The sequence below is a fragment of the Flavobacterium hibisci genome, assembly GCF_020026925.1.
Classification (GTDB): domain Bacteria; phylum Bacteroidota; class Bacteroidia; order Flavobacteriales; family Flavobacteriaceae; genus Flavobacterium; species Flavobacterium hibisci.
Genome location: NZ_JAIQDW010000014.1, coordinates 1 through 11,666 on the forward strand (window position 1 = coordinate 1; position 11,666 = coordinate 11,666).

Here is an 11,666-nt window from a genome sequence, read left to right on the forward strand (position 1 = left end):
TAGCTTCGGCAGCTAGTTTTGCCTGTAGTGCTTCTGCCTCAGCTTTCGCTTTCGCTTCAGCTGCAAGTTTTGCCTGAAGTGCTTCTGCATCGGCTTTCGCTTTAGCATCGGCAGCTAGTTTTGCCTGAAGTGCTTCTGCATCGGCTTTTGCTTTAGCTTCGGCAGCTAGTTTTGCCTGTAGTGCTTCTGCCTCAGCTTTCGCTTTCGCTTCAGCTGCAAGTTTTGCCTGAAGTGCTTCTGCATCGGCTTTCGCTTTAGCATCGGCAGCTAGTTTTGCCTGTAATGCTTCTGCATCGGCTTTTGCTTTCGCTTCAGCTGCAAGTTTTGCCTGAAGTGCTTCAGCATCGGCTTTTGCTTTGGCTTCAGCTGCAAGTTTTGCCTGTAATGCTTCTGCGTCAGCTTTGGCTTTGGCTTCAGCTGCAAGTTTTGCCTGAAGTGCTTCTGCATCGGCTTTTGCTTTGGCTTCAGCTGCAAGTTTTGCCTGTAATGCTTCTGCGTCAGCTTTGGCTTTGGCTTCAGCTGCAAGTTTTGCCTGAAGTGCTTCTGCATCGGCTTTCGCTTTAGCTTCTGCTGCTAGTTTTGCCTGTAATGCTTCTGCATCGGCTTTTGCTTTGGCTTCAGCAGCTAGTTTTGCCTGTAATGCTTCCGCATCGGCTTTCGCTTTAGCTTCAGCTGCAAGTTTTGCCTGAAGTGCTTCTGCATCGGCTTTGGCCTTAGCATCGGCAGCTAGCTTTGCCTGTAATGCTTCTGCGTCAGCTTTTGCTTTGGCTTCCTCAGCTAATTTTAATTTTTTAGCTTCGGCTTTTGCTTTATTAGTTGCTTCTGCATCAGCTTTAACTTTAGCATCCGCAAGCAATTTTGCCTGTAAGGCTTCCATATCTGCTTTCGCTTTAGCTTCGGCTATTAGTTTTGCCTCTGCGTCAGCTTTAGCTTTAGCTTCGGCCGCTAATTTTGCCTGTATGGCTTCTGCATCGGCTTTTGCTTTGGCTTCGGCTTCTAATTTTAATTTAAGGACTTCTGCATCAGCTTTTGCTTTTGCCTCTGCTTCTAATTTTATTTTGAGAGCTTCTGCATCAGCCTTAGCTTTTGCTTCAGCTGCAATTCTTGCCTGTCTTGCTTCTGCATCTGCTTTTACTTTCGCCTCAGCTGCTAATCTTTCTTTTTCTGCTGCTAATGCTGCTGCTTTTGCTTTTGCATCTGCTGCTGCTTTTGCTTTTATAGCAGCATCTTTTGCCGCTTTTGTTTTAGCCTCTGCTGCAGCTTTTGCTTTGGCTTCGGCTGCTAATCTGGCTTGTAAAGCATCTGAATCGGCTTTTGCTTTAGCATCTGCAGCAATAATAGATTCTAAATCTGCCGCTTCGGTTTTTGCCTTAGCTTCAGCTTTGCGTTTCGCTTCTTCTGCATCAGCTTTTGCTTTGGCATCAGCTAGTAATTTTGCTTTTGCAGCCTCTGCGTCAGCTTTTGCTTTTGTTTCTGCAGCTAATTTTATTTTTAATGCTTCGGCGTCAGCTTTTGCTTTTGCATCAGCAGCTAATTTTGCTTTTGTTGCTTCAGCATCTGCATTTACTTTTGCTTCAGCAGCTAATTTAATTTTTAGTGCTTCGGCATCAGCTTTTGCTTTTGCATCAGCCGCTAATTTTGCTTTTGCAGCCTCAGCATCAGCCTTAACTTTTTCAGCTGCTACTAGTCTTGCCTGCGCTGCTTCTGCATCAGCTTTAGCTTTAGCATCTGCAGCCAGTTTCGCTTTTGTTGCTCCATCAACTCTTGTAATAGGAGTTGGTGATTTTTTAGCTATAACTGCTTTTGGTTTAGACGTATCTATAAGAGAGCCTTCTTCATCATCTCCATAATAGTAATTTGTGTTTCTAAATTTATATGCAATTACAAATTCATGAGAAGATCCTAAATTCGTGAAATTTCCTAAACCTCTTTCATAATTATATTCTATTGCGATATTAGGGGTTATGTTAAGTCCTAAACCTGCTGAAACTCCATGTAAGGTATTATAACCCGCTTGCGCCCAAATTCCTTGTGGAATGGTAAGCATTGCGAGTCCTGAAATTATAGTATTGTCCTTTTTAATTTCTGTTTTTACAATACCGGAAAATCTGCTTTGATCGAAAAAACCATAGCTATCAATGTAACCTGTATACATAGCGTGTAATTGAATCGCTTTTTCGGGATCTTCTTTTATCATTCCTGAAGCAAAATTATACAGAATCAAATTGTTCATAGATAATCCAAAATCAAGAAAGGCGGTTCCGTAATTAATACCGGGATTAACAGCAATTAAAGTATTTGAAGGGAAATCTCCTTCAATGCTGCTATCAGAAATTATTTTTCCTTTATTTAAGGCGCTCTGATAAGCACCCACGTTTAATCCAAAAGTTAAATTGCTGTCTTCCTGTAAAACAATATTGTGCGCAAAATTGACAACTCCTCCAAAAACAGTCATCAATCCATAATTTTGCTGAAATAAGCCAATGGCGTACCCATCATTTTCTTTTAAACGTCCTGAATAGTTAAAAAGGTAGGTATTGGGAGCATCATCAAATTGTATGTATTGTCTTTTGTTATAAAAACTAATCATTGGGTTTTGCTCACGTACAAAACTAAATGTTGGGTTGATTAAATATCTATTAAACTTTAATGAATTTCGGACAGGTAATGAAAACGAAACAACTCCATTCTCATTTGTATCCTGAGAATAGAGTAATTGTAATGAGCCGTAAAATAAAGTTAAGAATAGTAAAAATTTCTTCATATTATTTCAGCACTGTTATTGATCCTTTTTTTTCACCTGCATCGCCTTTAATAACATAGTAATATACCGGATTCACATTTTTAATATCTAATCCTGTCTGTGGCCAGTCACCTTGATAATTGACAACATCCAGAACTTTTTCGCCATTCGAGCTTATTATTATAACTTTTGTGCTTTCGTTTTTGTATTCATCAGGAATATTCCATGGAGAACCACTTAGTTTAATGATATTGGGAATAACAGAAGTAGGTGGAAAATCCCCTTCAACTTTAAAAGTAAATTCTTTTGTAGAAATACATCCGCCTGCCTGAGATACCTTTACCTTATAGGTTCCAGCAAAAGAAACTAAATAAGTATCAGTTGTTGCTCCAGCAATAATATTATTATTTCTATACCATTCATAAGTTGGACTTGAAGCATCATCAGTCACAGTTACACTTCTGGTTTCACCTTCTCCAAGTTTAAATTGTTCAGGAGCATCAATACTCGCATCAAAACTATTACTGATCAAATTGATACTTCCAGAAGCTGTACACCCACCAAAATTAACATCAACTGTATAAACACCGGCTTCACTAGTGGCATAAGTACGGGTTGTTACCCCGCTTATTACTACTCCATCCTTTTTCCAAACATAGCTATTTCCTGAAGTTGCAGTTAACACTGTATTACCTCCATTTGCACAAAATGGATTTCCTAAACTTGAAGATATAGAAGTGGTAGAACCTGATCCGGATATGCTAGTAACGTTAACACGATTAGAACTGTAATTATTATCAGAACAAGGACCGTAGTCAATTTTTGCGTAATAACTACCTGGAGAATTTACTGCTAAACTTGCTGCACTTTGTCCTGGAATTAATATATCGTTTTTGTACCAGCTGTATTTTAAGTTTGTATAATTGATAGGAGAAGATTCTTTTATAGCAGGTGTCGAATTATCAATAGAAAGTGTCAAGCTTCCCCCACTACAAAAAGCAGCATTTGCACCCTGATTATTAATAGAAAATGGCTCTACATAATTTTTATAATAAACAGAAAAAGTGTCATTATTGTTTATGTTTCTTATTCTTTGACTATTGATGCCATTACTGCTTTTTATCCTTAAACTGTAATTATTAGATCCTTTAAAATCAATCGGAACAGCAAACTTGATCCTTTTTTGCGTAGCAGATATTGTTGTTACTTCTAATACATTAAGGAAAACAGGTGTAGCTGAGAAATTACCATTCTCGTCAGATATCTCAACAGCAAAAGTTACATCAGCAGGTAAACCACTGTATGTAAAAGTTGTGTAATACTCATTAAAGGGTTTGCCGTTTACTATTTCTCCTGCACAAATATTCAAAAAATCAGACTTACTTGCTGATATTGTAGCTTGTGCATTAGACTGGTAAACGGTAAACAAAAATACTCCTAAAAAAAGTAATGATTTTATCAGAGAAAGAGTAGTTTTTTTGATCATATAGTACGAATTCTTGCTAAGTCTATATCTTCAAAAAACAAAATATCTATAAAGGTTTCAGAAAAATCATATTTATAATTTTCAATAATATCTTTTGCGAGTACAGAATACGCAGCGATACCTTTTGATTTATCTTTAGAGTTGACATCTGTATTTCCTTCATCAGTTCTTGCAGCTTCTACAGCAAAGCTATCCTTGGGGATGGATAGCTCTACTATAAACTGTTTAGAATACTCTAAATTAATTACAGGTGTAATTATTGCGGTTGTTTGGTTTGAATTTTTTAACAATGTAGTCTCTCCAATAGCAACATTTGAATTTGTAGTTTTTTCAATTTTGCTTTGGGAATATAAACTTAATGTTAAAGGGGAAACCAAAAATATTGTATATATAAAATACTTTTTAATACGTGGGGCCATATTCTTTTTGATCTTTATTTGGGTCCTGTGTAAGACGTATACATAAATTGTCTGGGGACTTTATTAATAAAATTTACGCTTTGAAATAAAAATCTAAATTATTTATCTGTTACCGCTTGAAGCAGTAATTTTTCCTAATTGAAGTCTGAAATCTGGTTTTTTTGGATTAAAAATATCTATAAAAGTTTCTTTGTTATCGCTTTGAGAGTATACGTTAAAGAATACACTATTACCATACCAGCTCTCTAAATCTTCATTATTAGAATTGAATTCTGTAAAGATGTTTCCTTTACATTGGTTAAAAAACATTTCCTCAAATTTGATTTTCTTAAGATTGGCATCGTTAATTTCTGTTTTACTATCTAATAAAACTGCAGGATTAAAACCTGAAATTACGCTTCTTTTCATTTGTAGTGAAGCATTTTCAGCAACATAGATAGCTTCTTTTACTAAACCTGACTGGATATCAGCATTGATGTTTTCACTATCATTAAGCATAGTAATATTTGATGCTATAACCAGTGTTTGCTTTTTTGTAAAATCTGTTTCACTTTTTTTCTCATAAGAAGCAACCTCCATACAACGAGATCCATCCTTATTACTAGATAAATAAGATGATCTTACTGCTAAAGAATTATGTAGACGACATTGTGCTCCCTGAGTAAATTTGTAGTCATCATTAATAGTTTTATATGAAACTAGTTTAGTTGCATTAAGATCTCCTCCAAAAATACCAAATGAATCACCACCAGAGTAGCTTACCATTATATTCTCAAGAATTGTTTTATTACCTACTCCTGCTAGTGTTAGACCGTTAAAAGTTCCAGCACCTTTTACTTTTTTTCCTGCAAATTCAATTCTTACAAATCTTAATATTCCTGAATTACCAGCAGCATTATCTCCACCATAAGTAGTAAGTGTAGGATCAAGATCTAAATTATAAGAACTAACATTTCCAAATTTATTAATTGGAGCATCACCAAGAATTACAATTCCTCCCCAGTCACCAGCTTTTTTCTGACTTCTGTTAGAAGTAAATACAATTGGATCAGTTTCTAATCCGTCTGCAATAATTGATGCACCTTTTGTAACTACCAGAGTACCTTTTGTTTCAAAATCACCAATAATTAATGTTCCTGGTTCAATTGTTAAAACTGCATTGTTAGTTAGATACACATTTCCCTGCAAAACATAAACATTCTTTTTAAGAAGTTTTGTACTTGTTGAGATATTTCCAGCTAAAATTTGGTTGGCTTCGCTGTATTCAACTTTGTTAGGCTTAAATTCAGTCCAGTTGTTCAACCAGTTTGTGTAGCCCATAATTCCTTTTTCTTGTTGAGCACTCATACTTGCAACTGTGAAAAGAACGCAGATAATTTGAGTAAATTTTTTCATGATAAGGGGGTATTAGGGTTAATAATAAATTTGGGATGCGTAATTATAAAACTCATCCCGCGTTTCCAAAAAAATTTGAATACATCGAAAACGAGTTGCTTAAAGACCCTTTTTAAAATGTCCGTATGAAATTTAATTCATATTTTTTAGACATCTTAAAAAAGGTTTTAAAATATTTCAAAAATTACATTTCATTCAATTCGTTGAATTCATGTAAAGATTTTAATGTTCCTTCGTAAAATAAAATTGCTGCTATTAAATTTGCCTTGTCAGAGTAAGGCATCATTTTTCTTTGAAAATCTACAGTAGTATCTAAGAATGTAGTGGTTCCTAAAGCTTGATTTTCTAAAGATTTTTTATGTTCATTATCGTCCGGAATACCTAAATCCGCCATAGTAACACCTGGTTTTGTAACCAAAGCGATATAAGGAAGTGTTTTTACCAATACCTTGATACGCTCAATGTATAACTCCAATAATTCTCCTTTTTGCATACCACTTAATTCTTTTTGGTCGTGATATTTACGAATAAGAGCTGTTGTACTAATAATACTTTTTGGAGCATTTTTAGCCTGGGCAGATACAGCCCCTGTAGTCAATAAAAAAAATACACTTAAAAAAATAATTTTCCCTTTCATAGATTCTTATTAAAAGTTTGTTGTTGATGAAAACAAAAATATGTAATTTAACTTAATTTGCAACTTTAATATTTTTTTTTTTGAAAAAAAGACTTAAAAAAAACTTAAAATTACCCTTAAAACTCTCTAAAATAAGGACTTCGCATGTGTTAAAATTTATTTTGTCCAAGCACTGGTTATGTAAGATTTTTATCCGTTTATAAATTGAAAAAGCATTTTTTAAGAGTAATCTATTAGATAAAAAAGTGTTGATTTTATCCTTGATTCCGAAAAACTATTAACAAAAATATCTTAACATCTGTTTCAAATAATATCAATGTTAACAAAACTTAACAGAAAAAAAATTAACAATTAAGTTAAAAACAAATTATCTGGTAAAAAATAAATATGATAATTAAAGTTTAATTTATAATATTTTTGACTCTATCAATTTCTTATATCTTTGCTCTATGCAATTTTCACAAATTTTAGGTCAGGATTACATCAAAAGTCACTTAATTAAAAGTGCTTCTTCCGGAAGAATTCCACACGCACAATTATTTATTGGACCGGAAGGAAGTGGTACATTATCTACTGCTATCGCTTATGCGCAATATATTTTATGCAGTAATACAGGTAATGAAAATTCAAACGGAAATGATTCCTGCAATCTAAAATTTCAGAACATTTCGCATCCTGATCTGCATTTTATTTATCCAACCGTAACTACCGAAGATGTTAAAACAAAACCCAAAAGCTTAGATTTCATTCAGGACTGGCGAACATTTATTCAGGAAATGCCTTATGGTGGCTTATTTGACTGGTATAAAATTTTGGGGGTACAGAACAAACAGGGCGAAATTCGTGTAGAAGATGCACAGGAAGTTCTAAAATCCCTTTCACTAAAATCATATGAAGGCGGATATAAAATTATGATTATCTGGATGGCTGATAAAATGAATATTGCTGCCTCTAATAAATTATTGAAACTATTAGAAGAACCATCTGATAAGACCATTTTTATTCTGATTTCGGAAAATGAAGAAGACATTATACAAACTATACGCTCACGTTGCCAGGTAATTCACTTTAATGGTTTACCCGAAAAAGTAATTTCAGAAGCATTAGTTTCTCAGGAAAATATAGATCCGAACTTAGCCAAAAAAATTGCACATCAGGCACAAGGAAATTTTAACAAAGCACTTTCCTTATTAAAAGATGATGATTCTGAATATCCTTTTGAACAATGGTTTGTTAATTGGGTCCGTGCCGCATTTAGGGCTAAAGGAAATGCTGCGGCCATTCAGGATCTAATTTCCTGGAGTGAAGAAATTGCTGGTCTGGGCCGGGAAAGTCAGAAAAAATTCATCCAGTTTTGCATTGAAATGTTCAGACAGGCACTTTTACTAAATTATGAAGCACCTGCTTTGGTTTACATCGAACCAAAAGTTGATAAATTTAAGATGGAAAATTTTGCCCCTTTCGTAAATGGAAACAACATTCATCTTATTTTCAAAGAACTCTCAGATGCTATGTACCATATCGAAAGAAACGGAAATGCAAAAATAATCCTGACCGATTTATCCATAAAACTTACTCGTCTAATTCATAAAAAATAATTTGTAATGACTAATGTTGCTTCTGTTTTACTACTGATTTTTTTAGCTCTGACTTTTTTACAATCAGGCTATGAGAAAATTTTTTACTGGAAAGAAAATGTTATCTGGCTTAAAGAACATTTTGCTAAAACTATTCTAAAAAATCAGGTTCCTCTTGCGCTGCTGCATCTTTTAATTTTAGAAATAATTTCAGGAATTTTATGCGTGGTTGGTGTTATACAATTATTAACGCAAAGTGGTCGTGAATTTGGTTTTTATGGTGCCATTTTTTCTTGTATATGTTTATTAATGATGCTTTTCGGTCAACGATTGGCTAAGGATTATGATGGGGCGAGAACTATCGTAATTTATTTTATTCCGGCTGTGATGGCGGTTTACTGGCTGAATTAATCAGATATTTTTAAAAATTTTACCAAAAGAAAATGAATCCAAAACACCCTTCAGAATCTCTGACTATATTAACTGATTTAGTTTTACCAAGCGAAACGAATCCTCTGAATAATCTTTTTGGAGGTGAATTACTGGCGCGTATGGATCGTGCTGCCAGTATTGCTGCACGAAGGCATTCACGCCGGATTGTGGTTACCGCCTCTGTAAATCATGTTGCTTTTAACAGGGCAATTCCACTTGGAGCTGTAGTCACAATAGAAGCAAAAGTTTCCAGATCTTTTAAAAGTTCTATGGAAGTTTTTATTGATGTGTGGGTAGAAGACCGTGAATCCGGAAGCAAAACCAAGGCCAACGAAGCCATCTATACTTTTGTAGCAGTGGATGATAGCGGAAGACCTGTTGAAGTACCGCCCATTGTACCCGAAACCGAACTCGAAATTCAACGTTTTGATGCTGCCTTACGCCGTAAACAATTGAGTTTACTGCTTGCCGGCAAAATAAAACCATCTGAAGCTACAGAATTAAAGGCTTTATTTTTATAGCATAAATTGTCTCAATTTGTAACAATTTGAGGCAATGAACTTCCAAAAAAAAGAAGTATTTTTACAAAATTACATGCCCACATAAATCTAAATCAGGAAGTTATTAATTCTGATTTATTTTGAAAAAGAATTTATAAAATTTAGATGAAAGAAAAAGAAAAAGAAAAGATGAGTTCAGAGAAAGATGCCAAATTAAAAGCGCTACAACTTACGCTTGACAAATTAGATAAAACTTACGGAAAAGGAACCGTAATGAAAATGGGCGACAAAGCCATTGTAGAAGTTGAAACAATTTCTTCTGGTTCCCTTGGTGTTGATTTAGCACTTGGAGTAAACGGATACCCAAAAGGGAGAATTATCGAAATATATGGTCCCGAATCATCTGGTAAAACAACTTTAACATTGCACGCTATTGCTGAGGCTCAAAAAGCAGGTGGAATTGCTGCTTTTATTGATGCTGAACATGCATTCGACAGAAATTATGCTGAAAAATTAGGCGTAGATATCGAAAACCTGATTATCTCTCAGCCGGACAACGGGGAGCAGGCTTTAGAAATTGCCGAAAATCTTATTCGTTCAGGCGCAATTGATATTGTGGTTATTGACTCTGTTGCGGCATTGACACCAAAAAGCGAAATTGAAGGTGAAATGGGAGATTCTAAAATGGGTCTCCATGCTCGTTTAATGTCTCAGGCCTTAAGAAAACTTACCGGGACTATCAGTAAGACAAATTGTACTGTTTTCTTTATCAACCAGTTGAGGGAAAAAATAGGTGTAATGTTTGGTAACCCTGAAACTACTACCGGTGGTAACGCTTTGAAATTTTATGCTTCTGTACGTTTAGATATTCGTCGTTCAGCACAAATTAAAGATGGTGAAAACGTGATCGGAAACAGAACTAAAGTAAAAATTGTAAAAAACAAGGTTGCTCCGCCATTTAAAACTGCTGAATTTGATATTATGTACGGAGAAGGTGTTTCTAAAACCGGAGAAATACTAGATTTAGCTGTTGAATTTGATATTATTAAAAAAGCAGGTTCATGGTTTAGCTACGGTGATACTAAATTAGGACAAGGGCGTGATGCAGTTAAGACTTTAATTAAGGATAATCCTGAATTAGCCGATGAATTAGAAATAAAAATTAAAGAACACATCAAAGAATTGGCTAACGCTTAAACCTTATAATCTGTAAGTTACAGAATCTGTTAAACCCGACATTTAAATTTGTCGGGTTTTTTATTTAAAAAACTACGCAACCTTTTATAAAATATATCATCTTATAAGCGACGTAAAACTTTGAAAGTTTGTCATACTACTTTCAAATACTTTTTAGGATAAGTTTGGTTGGTTATTTTTAATAAAAATCCGTTAGTTTTTTGTTTTGGTTACTAGCGGGTTTTTATTATTTAAGATTTTCTCCTTTCTTACGCAACCTTTTTGATTATCAGTCATCTATTTTAATAAATTAATTGAGTTTGATGAACTTTTTTATCAACGCTAATATTTTCAAATCATGAAAGAAAAAAAAGAAGTTCAGTTGAATAAAAAAGGTAAAAAAAAGAAGTCAAGAATTAAAAAAATATTACGGTTCATCTCAGATAAAATAATTCACAGATAAAATTTTGAATATAAAAGGGGTTTTAATTCAAAATTAAAGCCCGGCGAACTTTTTAGCTTGCCGGGCTTAATTCTTATAAACTGTTTAATTTTTTCTTTTTAAATTCAAGTAATCCTTTGTAAATCAATTGTCTTGTTTCATCACGAAGGTCTTTTCTGTTTTCTCCTGTTAATCCTTTTGTTTCAATAAAAGGGAAAATTTTTGCCCTCATTTTACCCGGGCTACCGCTTAAAAATGTATAAGAAAAACGTTTTTTATTATCAGCAAAAACGATTGGAACAATTGGAATTTGATGGTCTATAGCTAACCTGAATGCACCATCTTTAAATTCATCCAATAAAATAGATTCATCATCAGGAACACCTCCTTCAGGAAAAATGCAAATACTAAGCCCCTGATTTAGCCTGTCCTGAGCTCTTTTAAAAACTTCATTTTTGCTCTTCGAAGAATTTCTATCCACTAAAATACAGGTTCTTTTATAGAAAAATCCAAATAATGGAATTTTCACCAATTCTTTCTTTCCAACAAAAACAAAAGGATTTCTTATAATTGCCAGCATCAGCATGATATCCGTCATTGAAGTATGGTTGGCCACAATCATATAACTTTTGCCTTTTTCCAGTTTTTGCAGTCGCTCGATTTTATAATAAAAACCCATTCCGAAAAGGATGAATTTTGCCCAAATCCGGGCCATTTTAAAAAAATAGGGATATCCGCTTTCCGTTATAATTGAAGCCACTAAAAATGGCAGCATAATCAATATTGGAATGGCCATTAGAATGTAGAACCAAATGCGCCAAAAAATCCAAAAAATAATTTTAATTCCTTTCATAACTTC

10 protein-coding genes are annotated in these 11,666 nt (G+C 34.3%); 4 read left to right on the forward strand and 6 right to left on the reverse strand.

Annotated features, from left to right (window positions below; translation table 11 throughout):
- The 5 genes from K8B81_RS14395 to K8B81_RS14415 all read right to left on the reverse strand — a co-directional run.
- Positions 1 to 2,764: PorP/SprF family type IX secretion system membrane protein (locus K8B81_RS14395; protein WP_223682279.1), on the reverse strand; the 2,764-nt coding region annotated here is incomplete at its 3' end.
- A 1-nt stretch (position 2,765) separates the two neighbouring features.
- A complete protein-coding gene (gene sprC / locus K8B81_RS14400) occupies positions 2,766 to 4,229 on the reverse strand; it encodes a gliding motility protein SprC (RefSeq protein WP_223682280.1) in 1,464 nt (487 codons plus the stop codon).
- The gene (locus K8B81_RS14405) at positions 4,226 to 4,648 is read right to left on the reverse strand and encodes a hypothetical protein (protein WP_223682281.1); all 423 of its coding nucleotides are present in this window, start codon (positions 4,646 to 4,648) and stop codon (positions 4,226 to 4,228) included. The genes sprC and K8B81_RS14405 overlap by 4 nt, the downstream gene beginning before the upstream one ends.
- A 102-nt stretch (positions 4,649 to 4,750) precedes the next feature.
- Positions 4,751 to 6,043 carry a hypothetical protein gene (locus K8B81_RS14410; RefSeq protein ID WP_223682282.1) on the reverse strand — a complete coding sequence of 431 codons (1,293 nt, stop codon included), beginning with the start codon at positions 6,041 to 6,043 and terminating at the stop codon, positions 4,751 to 4,753.
- A gap of 184 nt (positions 6,044 to 6,227) precedes the next feature.
- A complete protein-coding gene (locus K8B81_RS14415; protein WP_223682283.1) occupies positions 6,228 to 6,680 on the reverse strand; it encodes a hypothetical protein in 453 nt (150 codons plus the stop codon).
- A gap of 449 nt (positions 6,681 to 7,129) precedes the next feature.
- Between K8B81_RS14415 and K8B81_RS14420 the strand changes: the two genes are divergently transcribed.
- The 4 genes from K8B81_RS14420 (at position 7,130) to recA (ending at position 10,386) form a co-directional block, all read left to right on the forward strand.
- Positions 7,130 to 8,278, forward strand: a complete 1,149-nt coding sequence (locus K8B81_RS14420; RefSeq protein WP_223682284.1) for a DNA polymerase III subunit — start codon at positions 7,130 to 7,132, stop codon at positions 8,276 to 8,278.
- Positions 8,279 to 8,284: 6 nt separating this feature from the next.
- Entirely contained in the window at positions 8,285 to 8,668 is a 384-nt protein-coding gene (locus tag K8B81_RS14425; RefSeq protein WP_223682285.1) for a DoxX family protein, read from the forward strand.
- Positions 8,669 to 8,700: 32 nt separating this feature from the next.
- Positions 8,701 to 9,210: an acyl-CoA thioesterase gene (locus K8B81_RS14430; RefSeq protein ID WP_223682286.1), complete on the forward strand. Its 510-nt coding sequence runs from the start codon at positions 8,701 to 8,703 to the stop codon at positions 9,208 to 9,210.
- A gap of 168 nt (positions 9,211 to 9,378) precedes the next feature.
- Positions 9,379 to 10,386, forward strand: a complete 1,008-nt coding sequence (recA, locus tag K8B81_RS14435; RefSeq protein ID WP_223682384.1) for a recombinase RecA — start codon at positions 9,379 to 9,381, stop codon at positions 10,384 to 10,386.
- Between the two features lie 515 nt (positions 10,387 to 10,901).
- Here recA and K8B81_RS14440 read toward each other — a convergent pair.
- Entirely contained in the window at positions 10,902 to 11,660 is a 759-nt protein-coding gene (locus K8B81_RS14440; protein ID WP_223682287.1) for a lysophospholipid acyltransferase family protein, read from the reverse strand.
- Between the last annotated feature and the right edge of the window lie 6 nt (positions 11,661 to 11,666).

Excerpts from the sequence above, each read along its gene's own strand:
- K8B81_RS14420 (WP_223682284.1), top strand. The coding sequence starts at position 7,130 with ATGCAATTTTCACAAATTTTAGGTCAGGATTACATCAAAAGTCACTTA.
- K8B81_RS14430 (WP_223682286.1), top strand. The coding sequence starts at position 8,701 with ATGAATCCAAAACACCCTTCAGAATCTCTGACTATATTAACTGATTTA.
- K8B81_RS14405 (WP_223682281.1), bottom strand. The coding sequence starts at position 4,648 with ATGGCCCCACGTATTAAAAAGTATTTTATATATACAATATTTTTGGTT.
- recA (WP_223682384.1), top strand. The coding sequence starts at position 9,379 with ATGAGTTCAGAGAAAGATGCCAAATTAAAAGCGCTACAACTTACGCTT.
- K8B81_RS14425 (WP_223682285.1), top strand. The coding sequence starts at position 8,285 with ATGACTAATGTTGCTTCTGTTTTACTACTGATTTTTTTAGCTCTGACT.
- K8B81_RS14440 (WP_223682287.1), bottom strand. The coding sequence starts at position 11,660 with ATGAAAGGAATTAAAATTATTTTTTGGATTTTTTGGCGCATTTGGTTC.
- K8B81_RS14415 (WP_223682283.1), bottom strand. The coding sequence starts at position 6,680 with ATGAAAGGGAAAATTATTTTTTTAAGTGTATTTTTTTTATTGACTACA.
- sprC (WP_223682280.1), bottom strand. The coding sequence starts at position 4,229 with ATGATCAAAAAAACTACTCTTTCTCTGATAAAATCATTACTTTTTTTA.
- K8B81_RS14410 (WP_223682282.1), bottom strand. The coding sequence starts at position 6,043 with ATGAAAAAATTTACTCAAATTATCTGCGTTCTTTTCACAGTTGCAAGT.